The sequence below is a fragment of the Streptomyces sp. NPDC002055 genome (assembly GCF_040296705.1).
GTDB lineage: Bacteria > Actinomycetota > Actinomycetes > Streptomycetales > Streptomycetaceae > Streptomyces.
In genome coordinates this window covers 38699-52692 of sequence record NZ_JBEOXS010000001.1, presented here as the reverse complement: position 1 = coordinate 52692, position 13994 = coordinate 38699, and the positions used below count along the sequence as shown (strand labels likewise).

Annotated in this window: 13 protein-coding genes; 4 read left to right on the top strand and 9 right to left on the bottom strand. The window is 72.4% G+C overall.

The window, feature by feature from the left end:
• The first annotated feature begins 135 nt into the window (after positions 1–135).
• Positions 136–1470: a cytochrome P450 family protein gene (locus ABT112_RS00220; RefSeq protein ID WP_351503801.1), complete on the top strand. Its 1335-nt coding sequence runs from the start codon at positions 136–138 to the stop codon at positions 1468–1470.
• A 233-nt stretch (positions 1471–1703) separates the two neighbouring features.
• On the top strand, positions 1704–2684 hold the full coding sequence (locus tag ABT112_RS00215; RefSeq protein WP_351503799.1) for an L-tyrosine/L-tryptophan isonitrile synthase family protein: 981 nt from the start codon (positions 1704–1706) through the stop codon (positions 2682–2684).
• On the opposite strand, the gene ABT112_RS00210 is transcribed toward ABT112_RS00215, so the two are convergent.
• From ABT112_RS00210 to ABT112_RS00195, 4 genes are all read right to left on the bottom strand, one after another.
• Complete coding sequence (locus ABT112_RS00210) at positions 2657–3475, bottom strand: ABC transporter ATP-binding protein (protein WP_351503798.1); 819 nt, start codon at positions 3473–3475, stop codon at positions 2657–2659. The genes ABT112_RS00215 and ABT112_RS00210 overlap by 28 nt on opposite strands.
• Positions 3472–4713, bottom strand: a complete 1242-nt coding sequence (locus ABT112_RS00205; protein WP_502975195.1) for a FecCD family ABC transporter permease — start codon at positions 4711–4713, stop codon at positions 3472–3474. Before ABT112_RS00205 ends, ABT112_RS00210 begins: the two co-directional genes overlap by 4 nt.
• Positions 4714–5790: an ABC transporter substrate-binding protein gene (locus ABT112_RS00200; RefSeq protein WP_351503796.1), complete on the bottom strand. Its 1077-nt coding sequence runs from the start codon at positions 5788–5790 to the stop codon at positions 4714–4716. It lies immediately after the preceding gene.
• Positions 5791–6013: 223 nt separating this feature from the next.
• Positions 6014–6751 carry a hypothetical protein gene (locus ABT112_RS00195; protein ID WP_351503794.1) on the bottom strand — a complete coding sequence of 246 codons (738 nt, stop codon included), beginning with the start codon at positions 6749–6751 and terminating at the stop codon, positions 6014–6016.
• A 295-nt stretch (positions 6752–7046) separates the two neighbouring features.
• On the opposite strand from ABT112_RS00195, the gene ABT112_RS00190 reads away from it, so the two are divergent.
• Entirely contained in the window at positions 7047–7949 is a 903-nt protein-coding gene (locus ABT112_RS00190) for a helix-turn-helix domain-containing protein (protein WP_351504152.1), read from the top strand.
• Positions 7949–8158 carry a DUF397 domain-containing protein gene (locus ABT112_RS00185; RefSeq protein ID WP_351503792.1) on the top strand — a complete coding sequence of 70 codons (210 nt, stop codon included), beginning with the start codon at positions 7949–7951 and terminating at the stop codon, positions 8156–8158. Before ABT112_RS00190 ends, ABT112_RS00185 begins: the two co-directional genes overlap by 1 nt.
• A gap of 528 nt (positions 8159–8686) precedes the next feature.
• Here the strand turns inward: ABT112_RS00185 and ABT112_RS00180 are convergent.
• The 5 genes from ABT112_RS00180 to dhbC all read right to left on the bottom strand — a co-directional run bounded on the left by ABT112_RS00180 (position 8687) and on the right by dhbC (position 13904).
• The gene (locus tag ABT112_RS00180) at positions 8687–9682 is read right to left on the bottom strand and encodes an AMP-binding protein (RefSeq protein ID WP_351503790.1); all 996 of its coding nucleotides are present in this window, start codon (positions 9680–9682) and stop codon (positions 8687–8689) included.
• Between the two features lie 248 nt (positions 9683–9930).
• Entirely contained in the window at positions 9931–10161 is a 231-nt protein-coding gene (locus tag ABT112_RS00175; RefSeq protein ID WP_351503787.1) for a phosphopantetheine-binding protein, read from the bottom strand.
• Positions 10145–10798, bottom strand: coding sequence for an isochorismatase family protein (locus ABT112_RS00170; RefSeq protein ID WP_351503785.1), 654 nt, complete (start codon positions 10796–10798; stop codon positions 10145–10147). The genes ABT112_RS00175 and ABT112_RS00170 overlap by 17 nt, the downstream gene beginning before the upstream one ends.
• 242 nt (positions 10799–11040) lie before the next feature.
• Positions 11041–12693 carry a (2,3-dihydroxybenzoyl)adenylate synthase gene (locus tag ABT112_RS00165; RefSeq protein ID WP_351503783.1) on the bottom strand — a complete coding sequence of 551 codons (1653 nt, stop codon included), beginning with the start codon at positions 12691–12693 and terminating at the stop codon, positions 11041–11043.
• On the bottom strand, positions 12690–13904 hold the full coding sequence (dhbC, locus tag ABT112_RS00160; RefSeq protein ID WP_351503781.1) for an isochorismate synthase DhbC: 1215 nt from the start codon (positions 13902–13904) through the stop codon (positions 12690–12692). Before dhbC ends, ABT112_RS00165 begins: the two co-directional genes overlap by 4 nt.
• Positions 13905–13994: the final 90 nt, after the last annotated feature.

Here is a 13994-nt window from a genome sequence, read left to right as displayed (position 1 = left end):
CCGCCGTCCACCCGCCCCGGCTCCCGGGAGCGCCCTCCGGTCCGGTTCAGCGAGCCGCTTTCCGGTCCCTTCCCTCGATTCCGTCCGCCGATCCCCGCAGGTTCCGCCTATCCCCGCAGGTCAGGAGCGACCGCCATGACACAGCCCGACCCCGTGCCGCTGCACGGCGCCGACTACAAGCGCGACCCCTATCCGCTGTACGAAACCCTCCGCGCCGAGGGCCCGGTCCACCGGGTGCGCTTCCCCAGCGGAGTGGCCGCCTGGCTGGTCACCGGCTACGAGGCCGCCCACCGGGCGCTGAACGACGAGCGGCTGGGCAAGCACCACTCCCGGGGCAACGCCGCCTGGCGCCGGCGCGCGTCGATCATGCCGGAACCGCAGCACTCCCAGCTCCAGGTGCATCTGCTGCACCAGGACCCGCCGAAGCACACCACGATGCGCCGGCTGGTCCTCGACGCGTTCGCGCCGCGGCGGGTCGAGGCCCTGCGCCCCCGGTTCCGGGCCATGGCCGACGCGCTGCTCGACGCGGTGCCCGCGGGCGGCGGCATGGACGCGGTGTCCTGTTTCGCCGCCCGGTTCCCGTTCCAGGTGCTGGCCGAGGTCATCGGGCTGGCGCCGGAGCTGGCCGGGCGGTTCGACCGCGACTGGGGGAAGGTCGTCCAGCCCGTGGGCCCGGACGACCCCGGCCGCCCCGCGTACGAGGCACGGCTGCGCGCCCTCCAGACGTACATCGCCGATGTCGTGGCCCATCAGCGGGCGCACCCCTCGGAGGAGTTGCTCGGCCGGCTGGTCGCGGCCCGGGACAGCGGGGAGCTGAGCCAGGAGGAGCTGGACTCCATGATCTTCCAGCTGCTGGTGGCCGGCCAGGAGCCGGTGACCAACCAGATCACCACCGCCCTCGTCGCCCTGCTGCGCCATCCCGAAGAGCTGCAGCGGCTGCGCGCCGAGCCGGAGATCCTCCCGCGGGCGGTGGAGGAACTGCTCCGCTACGACAGCGCCTTCGAGCTGACCACCTGGCGGTTCTTCGCCGAGGACGCCGATCTGCACGGCACCCGGATCCCGGCCGGCGACTCGGTGATCGTCTCGCTCTGTGCGGCCAACCGTGACCCCGAGCGCTTCCCCGACCCGGACCGGCTGGACTTCGACCGGTCACCCAACCCGCATCTCGCGTTCGGGCACGGCATCCACTTCTGCCCGGGTGCGGCGCTGGCCCGCATCGAGCTCCAGGTGGCGATCGGGACGCTGGTCGAGCGGCTGCCGGGGCTGCGGCTCGCCGTGCCGGAGGACGAACTGCGGTGGATTCCGGCGGTCCTGGCGCGCGGGGTGAACGAACTCCCGGTCACCTGGACGCCCGGGGGCTGCCCGGTCACCGGTGCGTCCGGCGGACACGGCGGGGGTGCCCGTGCCGAGACCTGCCCCGACGTCCCGGGAGGGGATGTGCGGGGGGACGGGCACCGCCCCGGCTCGTAGGGCGCGCCCGGCCCCGCTGTGCGGGGCGTGCCGGGTCCTCTCCGTTACGGCTTGCCCGCAGGTCCCCGGTCCGCGGGCGCCCCGATACGCGGGCGCCCCGGCCCGTCCAGCCGCCCCTCGGTCCGTCCACCGGTCCCCGGTCCGTTTCTTCAGCCGGTGCGTGTCCCCGTGTCACCGGCTCCCGACCGGGGGCGCCGTCCCCCACCACCCCCGTCCCACCCAGGAGTTCCCCGATGGCGTCTGCCGGCACCGTACTCACCGGCCCCGTTGCCCACCCGTCACCGTCCCCGGCCGAGCGGAGGACCTGCGCGGCGATCCTGTCGCTGCTGCTGCCGCACCGGCGCACCGTGGACACCGCTCCGGTGCCCCCGGACCTGCCGGCCGCGTTCCCCGAGCAGACGCGCCAGCTCGCCCCGTTCGTCGCGGCCGGGGAGCCGGTGCTGTTCACCCTCCCCGGCTTTCCCTGCAAGTCCCCCAACCCGGCCAAGGTCCTCGGCCATCTGCCGGACGAGGGCGAACGGCGGTCACTGCGCTTCCTGGACCGGCTGTGCGCCCGGATCGCCGCGGTGCATCCGCCCGGCGCGCGCATGCTCATCTGCTCCGACGGCCATGTCTTCGGGGACCTCATCCGGGTCTCCGACGCGCACATCGACGCCTACGGGGACGGCCTGCGGGCGATGATCCGGGACGAGGGCCTGAGCCATCTGGACACCTTCGACCTGCGGGACGTCTTCGGCGACCTGCCGTGCGAGCGGAAGCGAACCGAGGTCCACGAGCGCTACGCGCCGACCGTCGAGGACTTGCGCGCGCGGGCGAAGTCCGACGAGGGGACGCTGCGCCTGTACCGCGGAATCACCCGCTTCCTCGTCGAGGACACCGCGTCCTTCGACGGCTCGCGGTCGGCACTGCAGCGCGACTGCCGCAGACGGGCGTACGGGGTGATGCAGCGCAGCCGCGCCTGGGGAGATCTGATCGCGGAGCACCACCCCCGCTCGGTCCGGCTCTCCATCCACCCGCAGCCGCGCGGGGCCGCCAAGTTCGGCATCCGGCTGCTGGAGGCCCGGGACGCCTGGACCACGCCCTGGCACGCCGCCCCGCTGCTGCACCCTGACGGGGAATGGGAGCTGCTCCACCGCAGGGCGGCGGAGCAGCGGGGCCGTCTGGTGCTGCGGGACGGCCGTCCCAGTCACTTCGAGGCGACAGCCTCCCGTTGACCCCGGTCACCGGCCTCCGCCGCCGGCGCCCGGTGGTCGAACGCGATCAGCGGGTCGCCGGTGAGCGGATGGTCGGTCACCGCCGCCCGGACGCCGAAGACCTCCGACAGCAGCTCCGGGGTGAGGACCTCGCGCGGGGTGCCGGAGGCGACCACCGCGCCGCCGGCGAGCACGTGCAGCCGGTCGCAGAGCGAGGCGGCGGCGTTCAGGTCGTGCAGCGCGATGAGGGTGGTCCGGCGGATGTCCCGGAGCAGGGTGAGGAGTTCCACCTGGTGCCGGATGTCGAGGTGGTTCGTCGGTTCGTCGAGGACGAGCACATCGGGCTGCTGCGCGAACGCGCGGGCGAGCAGCACCCGTTGGCGTTCGCCGCCGGAGAGCGCGGAGAAGCGCCGGCCGGCCTGCCCGTCCATGCCCACCTGGGCCAGCGAGCGCAGCACGATCTCCCGGTCGGCGCGGTCGTCCCCGGCGAACGCCCGCTTGTACGGGGTGCGGCCCATGGCGACCACCTCGCGCACGGTCAGCTCGAAGTCGCTGCCGCGCTCCTGGGGCAGGGCGGCGACGTGGCGGGCGGCCCGGTCCGGGGCCAGCTCCCGGATGTCGGACCCGGCCAGCAGCACCCGGCCCGCGGTGGGCCGCAGATGGCGGTAGACGGTGCGCAGGACGGTGGACTTGCCGCTGCCGTTGGGCCCGACGAGGCCGACGGTCTCGCCGTCGGCGGCCATCAGGTGCACCCCGCTGACCACCGTGCGGCCGGCGTAGCTGACCTGCAGATCCTCGATGTCGATTCTCACCTGTCGCGCTCCAGGCGTCGGTCCAGCAGATAGAGGAGGGCGGGGGCGCCGATCAGCGAGGTGACCACACCGACCGGCAGTTCCTGGGAGTCCATGGCGGTGCGGCACACGATGTCCACGACCACCAACAGCAGGGCTCCGGTGAGGGCGGAGAGCGGCAGCAGCCGCCGGTGGTCGCCGCCGACCAGCAGCCGGCACACGTGCGGGACCATCAGTCCGACGAAGGCGATGGCGCCCGACACGGCGACCAGGCAGCCGGTGAGCACACTGGTGACGACGAAGAGTTCCCGGCGCAGCCGGGTGACGTCGACGCCCACCCCGGCCGCCGTCTCGTCCCCCATGAGCAGGGCGTTGAGCCCGCGGGCCCGGGACTGGAGGGCGAGAAGCCCGAGGGCGACCGCCGCGGCGGGCAGGGCCAGCAGGTCCCAGGTGGCGCCGCTCAGGCTGCCCATGAGCCAGAACAGCACGCTGTGGGTCTGCTGTTCGTCCCCGGTCTGGAGGACGAGGAAGCTGGTGAAGCCGGAGAGGAACTGTCCGATGCCGACTCCGGCGAGCACCAGGCGCAGCGGGGAGAAGCCGCCGCCCCGGCGGGCCAGCAGCCACACGAGGGAGAAGGCCGCCAGGGCTCCGGCGAAGGCGGCGGCGGACAGGCCGAGCCCGAGCAGTCCGCCGGCGCTCGCGCCGAGCACGATCGCCGCGACGGCACCCAGCGAGGCCCCGTTGGAGATGCCCAGCAGGTACGGGTCGGCGAGCGGGTTGCGGACCAGCGACTGGGTGGCAGTGCCGACCAGGCCGAGCCCGGCGCCGACCACCGCGGCCAGCAGGGCGCGCGGCACCCGGAGCTGCCAGACGATCAGGTCGTCGGTGCCCGGCCGGGGCGCCTCGCCCGCCAGCCGGCGCAGCACGGCGGACCAGACCTCCGCCGGGGGGACGTCGGTCGCGCCCCAGGAGACGGCGGCCGTGAGGGCGGCGAGCAGGGCGGCGCCGAGGACGGCGGCGAACGGGCCGGGCCGCAGGGGGTGGGCGCGGCCGGACCGGTCCGCGTCCGCCGCCGGCGGGGCGGGGGGACCGGTGCCGGTCGGGGCGTGTGGGGAATTACCGGGGGGCGGGGGATTCGCAGGGGGCGGGGAGTCCGGGGAGTCCGGGGAGTTCCCCGAGCTGTCCGAATTCCCTGGATTCCCTGAGTTCCCTGGATTCCCTGGATTCCCTGAGTTCCGGGACGAGGAGAGCAGCGTCATCTAGCGGTTCGCCTCCACCTTGCCCGGGTACAGGGTGCGGGCGATCCGCTGCACCGTGTCGGCGTTGCCGACCCCGGCGATGGTCGTCGCCTCGGAGCCGATCCGCAGGAACTTCCGCTCCTTGACGGCCTTCAGGCCCCGGGTGGCGGGGAAGCCGCGCAGGAAGCGCTCGGCCGCGTCGAAGGCCTTCTCGTTGGCTGCCTTGTCGCCCCGGTTGCGGACCGCGAGCTGGATCCAGTCCGGGTTCCGGTCGACGACGTCCTCCCAGGAGACCGGCTTGAAGTCGCCGTCGCAGCCGGCGAAGACGTTGCGGGCGCCGGCCTGGCTGATCACGGCGTGGCCCACCTGCTTGTTGCAGAGGGCCATGGGCTGCTTGGTGCCGGCGTCGTAGTCGAAGAAGAAGTACGTCGGACGCTTCCGCTCGGGAACGCCGTCCACCGCGGTGCGCACGGCGGACACCTTCTTGTCCATGCCGGCCACGAGCTCCGCGGCCCGCTTGCCGGTTCCGGTGAGCGCGCCCAGCCGTTCGATGTCCCCGGTGACCTCGGAGAGGTCCTTGCGGGGGCCCTTCTGCTGCTGGGCGCAGGCGGTCGAGGAGAGGAAGACATGCTTGATCCCCGCGGCCTCGAACTCCTTGTCGGTGGGGGCGTCACCCATGCCTCCCATCCCGCCCATGCCGCCCATCGACGCGAAGGCGTCCAGGTAGAGGTCGGCGCCCGAACCGAGCAGCTTCTCCTTGGGGATGACCGCCTTGCCCAGGACCGGCACCTTCCGCGCCTGCCGGTCGAGCCCGCCGGGCAGGGTGCCCTTGCCGGGCGGGAAGCCCGTTCCGGCCACCCGGTCGCCCGCGCCGAGGCGCAGCAGCATCTCCAGGCCGGAGGCGTTGCTGGTGACGATCTTCTCGGGCGGAGCGGAGAACGTCGTCTCCTTCCCGCCGCAGTCGGCCACCTTCACCGGGAACCCACGGGCGGCGGCACCAGCGCCGTCCGCCCCGCCTCCGGCCTCGGTCCCGCCACCACAGCCGGTGGCGAGGACCGCCACCGCCGCCATGACACCGCACATCATGCGAGGGCGCATGCGTTCTCCCTGCCGCTCGAATCCTCGTACGGGCCCGCTGTCCGTGGACCCGGTGCAGGTAGTCGGCGGGAGACCGTACGGAGTTCCCGGCGGGGGCGAGGAGACGTACGGCCGCTGTCCCGGGAGTGGTACGGGTCCCGTCCCGCAGCAGCCTGCTCCCTCTGGGGCGGTGTCGTTCGGCGGCCGGGGACCGCGGGGTAGGCGAATCCTGAGCAAGTCCCTGCTACGGGGCGGCGAACGTCGCGCGGTGTCCGGAGATCGCCTGATGGGGGCACGGCCGAGGGGCCGTGCCGCGGACGGTGGCGGTTCTCGGGGACGGATCGGTGGCGAGATAGCGCGCGTACTCCTCGTCGAGGTCGACCATGGTGATCCCGTCCAGGCTCATGATCATCTGTTGCGCGAGGATCCACCGCACCTCGTTGTCCTCGTAGGACGTGTGCAGTGCCCCATCGGGGACGAGCACTCCGTCGAGGCCGGGGTAGTAGTGAATGCCGATGATGCCCCCGGGCATCGGGTTCGCGACGCGGAAGACGTGCACTCCGGTCCGTCGGATCCGGGGGCACCGCGCACGCGACGCCACAGCACACGGCACGCAGACCGGCGGATGGGTGGACGTCGGCAAGAGAGCGACGCCGTCAACAGCAGGCTCCATCCACAGCACGCCCAGCTCAGTAGTGTCGGCCGCCAGCCCACACACCTGGCACAGCAGCCTTTCCATGGCCTGCCGTTGACGACGCGGATGGATCCCGGCCAGCTGAGGATGCCCCTGTCCGATGCGCTGTGACTTCCGTGCCCACAGAGCACCGAACCTGTCACGGTCGCGGGGGCTCTCGTTGAAGAACCGCAGCCCTCCGGGCAGGCGACACTCCAGCAGGCTGGTACTGCTGCGCTCACAACTCCAGGTCGCGATCCACGGCACGCCGGGCACTGCCGGAGCATCGCGAGTGGGAACGGTGGACATGAACGATCTCCTCAAGGCGAGGGAGTGGAGGTGGAGGAAGGGGTTACCCCTGTCGCGGTCACAGCGAGTTCCTGATCGACACGCAGAGCGACCGACTGGAACCAGCATGCCAGTAGCATTCCACCAGCGGAAGCAGTCTCACAGAATTCTGTGGTCGCACTTCCGCGAGCGAACTCTCGTTCTATGCAATGGAGTTACGAAGGGTGCTCGAACGTTGCGTAAGATCGCGCAAGGTGCATTGCAGGGGTGGAACGTTCGCCACCAGACCGTGGTGGATGCATGGGAGGGTGCGGGGATGAACGAGACAGTCGAGTCGGCCACACCAGCGATCGAGGCAGCAACACCTGCCCTCTGTCGGCTCCAACTTGGCAGTGAACTACGCCAGTTGCGCACGAAGTCGCGCATGAAGGCTGCCGAGGTCTGTCGCATACTCTCCTGGTCCGGGTCGAAGTTGACCCGCTTGGAGACTGCGGACAACGGCATCGTTGAGCCGGCAGACGTCATGGCTCTCTGCCAGATCTATGGCGTGTCCACCGAAAAGCAGCGCACCCTCACGGGGTACGCGACGGTCACCAAGACCAAGAAGGACTGGTGGCAGGAACCGGACGTGCGGGACGTCATTCCACCTGGCTTCAAGGCGTACATCGGCCTCGAAGCGACAGCGGAGAAGCTGGAGAACTACGAGTCGGAATTTGTTCCCGGCTTGCTCCAGACTGAGCAGTACATCAGGTCCATCTATCAGCAAGCACACACCGGTCTGCCCGAAGAGCAGACCGACCGACGGGTTGCGGTTCGGATGACGCGGCAAGAGGCTCTGCACCGAGAGGCCAGTGCCCTTGAGTTCACGGCGATCATCAATGAATCCGTCCTGCGGCGAAAGGTCGGAAGTGCCGCTGTGATGAAGGCCCAGCTACGCCACATCGCGGACCTCGCCGACTCCAACCCTCACGTCAAGATCCAGGTCGTTCCCTTCGGCATCGGGGCGCACCCCGGCATGAACGGCGCTTTCACCGTGCTCAAGTTCGGCATGCCGTCGCTCAAGCCAATCGTGTATCTCGAGAACCTCGGTGGCGCCGGCGTCTCACGCAGAGAGAACGACGTGAAGAAGTACGAGGCAGCGTTCAACGACCTCCAAGCACTTGCTCCGGGCTATCAGGAGTCCCTGAGCATGATTCACACGGCAAGCAAGGAGTTCTGATGCACATCCGAGCCGATGACCTGAACGTCGACTGGTTCTCATCGAGCTACAGCAACGACCAGGGGGGACAGTGCGTCCAGGGAGGGCGGCTGAGCGACACGATGGCGGTTCGTGACTCCAAGGACCCACATGGCCCAGCCTTCACCTTCCCTGCGGCTTCCTGGAACGAGTTCATTCGCGCCGTGAGCGACGGGCAGTTCGACGCCTGACTCCTCCGAACGCGCCTGAGTGCCCCTCCTCATCCTCGATGAGGAGGGGCACTCCCTCCCTCTCCCGCTCACCGTTGCTCCGCGCCGCCAACAGGGGGCCAGAGATGCACCGCTCGCCCATGGGCTGCCGGTACTTCTACTCGGTGGAATCCGGGCCCCGACCGTGGCCGCCGGCGACCACGACCCGGCGCAGCGTGGCGTATCGGGATGGGCTGGTCCGCTCCCGCGCCGACGCCCTGCATCAGTCGCTCGTGGGCAGTGCCCACAGCAGACTTGGCGACGCGCTGGCCAGTTGATCATGGGTCCAGCAGCCCGCCGGGGACTACCGGCCCGGTCAGTTCGCCTGACCGGGCCCGGGTGAGCGGGACTTGCTGCACCCGCGGGCCGCAGCGTCACCCGCGGCCGCGGGCACCCGTCACCGCGCCCCGACCCCTTACCGGGTCCGGGACGCGTCGGTCCGGGTCCGGCCGACGTGCGGCTGGGCCGGCACGTCCGCAGGCTCTGCCGACCGATGCCAGTCCTGGGACTTCATGCGGAGGGGGGCGTCGTCCCGGCCACCTCTGCGCCCCGGCCGTGCGATCCGGCGGCGGTCACGCGGCGGAGGGTGGGGAACCGGGGCCCGTCGAGGTCGTCGAGAGCCGCCCGGAGGTCCGGGCGGAGCGGGTCGGCGGAGCCGAGGTGCAGGCGGGTGACGCGGTGGTGGCGGATCGCACGGAGGAGACCCGCGGTTCCCGTTCCGGCCTCGCTCCCGGGGACGACGAGGGCCGCGCCGACACGCAGCGGCCAGAACAGCTCTCCCGTCACCGCGGAGAGGGCCGTGGGAGCGGTGAACAGCACCCGGTCGTCGGTGGTGAGTTCGTGCGCCGCCTGCATCCGGCGCACCCGCCGGTCGACGACGGCGTGCGGGAGGAGCACGTGGCGCGGGTGTCCGTCGGGCCCGGCGACGCGGTCGACGCAGGCGGGGTGCTGGGGCGTCAGGGGCCGGGGAGGATCGGTGCCGTGGTAGCCGGACAGGTCGCAGGCCTCGATGTCGACCCGCGGAACGTCCCCATGCCACCCGGGAGGACCGGGCTCCTGCCGCCGGGGGCCGTCCGTGGAGCCGTTCGTGACGCCGTCCGCGGCGCCGTTCGTGACGACGCACACCGGCCGCTGTCCCCCACGCACTCCGTCCGGTCCCGGCTCCAGCAGGAACGCGCCGCCGGTCTTGAGGACGGCGAGGAGGGCCACCACCTGTTCGACGGACGGTGCGACGGAGACCAGGGCGACCCGGTCGGGACCGAGTCCGAGCGTGCGGAGGTGCCGCGCGAGCCGGTTGGCCCGGAGGGCGAGCTCTCCGTACGTCAGCTCCCGGTCCGCACCGATGACGGCGGTGGCCGTCGGCCGACGGGCGGCGCAGGCCTCGACCGGCCCGATCAGGGTGGTCGGCGGAAACGCGGTCCCGCTGCTCCCGGTGCCCCGTACGAACGCCGGCCGGTCCTCCTCGGTGAGGGTGCCGAAGGGGGCCCGCGGCGCGCGGGTCCGCACCGGCTCCGGAACGGAGCGTGGGTGCGGGAAGGCGACCGTGCGCGGACCGCCCTGGAGCGGCGCGGCCGGCCGGGCAACGGACGTGGTGGGCCCGGCCGTCGAGGCCGACGGGTGCGGGGAAGGCAGGTGTGGGGCCGACGGATGTGGGGCCGACGGGGGCCGCACCGGCGCGGCCCCGGCCGGAGCCGGGAAGACCGGCCCCGGCCCCACCGACGCTCGTGGTGGCAGTGGCAGTGGCAGTGGCGGTGTCACGACTCGGCTCCCAGCAGCACCGTCCACTGCTCCAGTGCGGGCTTCTCGGCGAGGTCGGCGACGGCGACATCGACGCCGTGGTCACGGCGCCAGCGTTCGACCAGCGTCATCAGCCGGATGGAGTCGAGGCCGTAGTCCACGAGGCTCTCGTCGGCGGGGATGTCCGCCGGGTCCTCGCCGAGGACGTCGGCCACATCGCTGCGCAGCTGCTCAAAGGTGAGTGCCATGAGAGGGGTTCCCTTCCAGGAGGTGATCGGTGGTGGTGACGACGGCGCACTTCGCCGCCGCCCACTCCAGGGCCATACGGTGGTCTTGCTCGGAGAAGTCGGCGACGGCGTCGGCCACGACGAAGGCCTGGATGTCCCGCATCCAGGCGTCGGCCGCGGTCATCAGCACTCCGATGTGGGCGTAGACACCGACGATGATCAGTTGGTCGCGGCCGTCCGCCGCCATGCGCTCGGCCAGGTCCGTCCGGACGAAGGCGCTGTACTTCCACTTGGTGAGCACGGTGTCGTGCTCCCCGGGCGCGACGGCCGCCGCGATGGCCTTCTGGTGGGCGTCGTCCGGGAGCCCGGGCCCCCAGAAGTCCTGCTGGAGGCCGCGTTCGGCGGGTGTCTGGCCGCCGGGCTGCGCGGAGTACACGACGGGCACGCCCCGTCGGTCGCAGTCCTTCTTCAAGCGGCCGACGTTGTCGAGGAGTTCCGTAACCGGGGAGGTTCCGGGCCGGAACGCCGAGAGAAAGTAGTTCTGCAGGTCGTGGACGAGCAGAACGGCCCGGGACGGGTCGACGGTCCACCCCACCCGGTTGTCCGGCAGGGTGTCCGCCGGAGGCAGCGGGTAGGGGGTGACGGCAGGCAGAGCCACGGCAGTTGCTTTCGTGTGAGGTGGATCGGGAACGGAGACGGCGGACCGGAGCACGGCAGGGGACGCCACGAGCCGGACCGGGCCGGGCGGCCCGGGACGCGGTGACACCTCCCCCAGGGAGTGTCCACGCGGGCGCCACCGGCCCGGGAGTGCTCCGTCGGCCAGGTGCGGGCGAGGACCTCGGAATCTGTCCTTCGGACCGGTCCAGGACGCGTGAGCCCGCCCGATCCGAACGAAAGGACCTAGTCCTTCCGCCCTCCCGGGGAGCGGAGGTGCGCCGCGATCGCGGCCCGCAGGTCCTTCTTGCTGACCTTGCCGACGCCGGTGGCGGGGAAGGCCTCCACGAACTCGACCCGGTCGGGGATCTTGTACGTAGCGAGGCCGCGCCCGCGCACGAAGGTCTTCATCTCGACGGGCCGGACCGGGCCGGCGTCCTCCCGCAGCACCACGTAGGCGCAGGTGCGTTCGCCGAGGTAGGGGTCGGGCATGGAGACGACCGCCGCGTCGTGCACGGCCGGGTGGGCGAGGAGGTGGTTCTCGATCTCCTCCGCGGCGACCTTCTCGCCGCCCCGGTTGATCTGGTCCTTCGCCCGGCCCTCGACGACCAGGTGGCCGGTCCCGGTGCGCCGCACCAGGTCGCCGGTGCGGTAGAAGCCGTCCTCGGTGAAGGAGGCGGCGTTGTGCTCGGGCGCGTTCCAGTAGCCGCGGATGGTGTAGGGGCCGCGGGTCAGGAGGTGGCCGACCGTGCCCGGGGGCACGTCGTCGTCCCGGTCGTCGACGATCCGTATCTCGTCGTCCGGGGAGATGGGCCGGCCCTGTGAGGTGACGACGGTCTCCTCGGGGTCGTCGAGCCGGGTGTAGTTGACCAGCCCCTCGGCCATGCCGAAGACCTGCTGGAGCGTGCAGCCCAGGATCGGGCGGACCCGGCGGGCCACCTCCTCGCTGAACTTGGCCCCGCCCACGAGCAGCACCTCCAGGCTGGAGAGGTCGTGGCCGCCGCGTTCGGCCGCCTCCAGCCAGACCAGGGCGAGCGGCGGTACGAGCCCGGTGAGGGTGACCCGTTCGGCGGCGATCAGCGGGAAGGCGACCTCCGGAGCCGGCCGGGGGCAGAGCACCACGCGTGCCCCGGCGTAGAGGGCGCCGAGCGTGCCGGGTGAGCTGAGCGGGAAGTTGTGGGCGGCGGGCAGCGCGCAGAGGTAGACGCTGTGTTCGTCGACCGCGCAGATCTCGTTGGACCCGCGCAGGGAGTAGATGTAGTCGTCGTGGGTGCGCGGGATCAGCTTCGGCACGCCCGTGCTGCCGCCGGACAGCTGGAGGAAGGCGAGGTCCCCGGGCTCCGGCGGGTCGTCGACCGGCACGGGGGCGGCCGGCACATCGGCCAGCGGGGTGTGCTCCCCGGGGTCCTCCGCGGCGACGAAGACGTACCGGAGCCCGGGCACCGAGGCGCGGACGCGGGTGGCGAGTTCACGGTGGTCGAAGCCCTCGTGGACCCCGGGAATGACGTAGGCGACGGCTTCGGTGAAGGCGCAGAAGTGCCGGATCTCCGTCTCGCGGTGGGCCGGCAGGGCGAACACCGGCAGCGCCCCGATCCGGAACAGAGCGAAGATCACCTCGAAGAACTCGGCCACGTTGGGGAGCTGGACGACGACCCGGTCGCCCTTGCGGATGCCGCGGGCGAGGAAGCCGGCCGCGAGCGCGTCGGCCCGGTCGTCCAGCTCGCGGTAGGACCAGCGGCGGTCCCCGGCGGGGTCGACGATCGCCGTGCGGTCCCCGTGGCGCCGCGCCCGTTCGCGCAGCATGCCGCCGAAGGTCTCGCCCCGCCACCAGCCCGCGGCGCGGTAGCGCTCGGCGAACTCGGCGGGCCAGGTGTGGGCGGCGCGGTCCGGGCGGCTCATCGCTCCACCCCGGCGGCGTCGAGGAAGGTCCGGAACTTCGCGGCGGTCTCCGCGGTCTCGGCCTCCGGGGAGGACGCGGCGACGACGCCGGCGCCCGCGTAGAGCCGCAGCCGACGCTGCTCGGCCTCGGCGCAGCGGATGGTCACCACCCACTCCCCGTCGCCGTGTTCGTCGCCCCAGCCGACGACGCCGGTGAAGAACCCCCGGCCGAACGGCTCCAGTTCCCCGATCGCGTCGCGCGCTGCGGACGTCGGCGTTCCGCAGACGGCGGGGGTCGGGTGGAGGGTGCAGGCGAGGTCGAGGGCGGTGGTGTTCGCGGGGTCCAGCAGTTCGCCGGTGAGCGTGCTCGACAGGTGCCACATGGCGGCCGTGCGGACCAGGGTGGGCCGCGGAGGCACCTCCAGGGTGCGGCAGTGGGGGGCGAGGGCCTCGCGCATGGCGTCGACCACCACGGCGTGCTCCTGCAGGTCCTTCGGCGACTCCAGGAGGGCGGCGGCGCGGCGCACGTCCTCGGCGAGGTCGGTGCTGCGCGGCGCCGAGCCGGCCAGGGGGTTGGCGACCATGACCGGTCCGCGCCGGGAGACCAGGAGTTCGGGGCTGGCGCCGAGCAGGGTGCGGCCCGGTCCGGTGGGCATCGCGAACGTGTAGCCGCCCGGGTCGCGGCGGGCCAGCCGCTGGAGCATCGCGCGGATGTCGAGGTCGCGGGCGGACTGCAGTTCGAGGGTGCGGGCGAGCACGACCTTGCTGAACTCGCCCCGCGCCATGCGCCGTACGGCCTCCCCGACGGACGCGCCGTAGACGGACGGCGCGGGGACGGGGGTCACGGTCCAGCGTCCGGCCGCGGGCGCGGGGACGGGCAGCGCCACCAGGGGGTCCTCGACGAGCGGGGCGGCCCAGCTCACCGCCTCCGGCACGGCCAGGGCGGCCGGTTCGTCCCGGTCGAACGGCACGGCGCCCACCACCACGGGGGCGGAGGCGCCCGCACCGCGCGCCTGCCGCAAGGTGTCGGCCACTCTCCGGGCCAAGGGTCTCTCGTGGTGCGGCACGTCGGCGCGCACCCCGTGGGCCAGCAGGGTCCGGGTGGGTGAGGCGAAGAAGCGCTGCCCGTCGCCGCCGGTATAGGCGTCGAGCAGTGCGGTGGCGACGCCCACGGCCGGGTGGGCCGGGGCGTTGACCGGTGGGGGCGAGGCAACGGGTTGTGCCGTTGTCACGGGGAAGGCTCCAATTCTGTGGCAGGGCAGGGCAGGGCGGATGCGCTTGCGAGTGCGGTGCGGTCCAGGGCGGTGCAGTGCAGTGCGGGT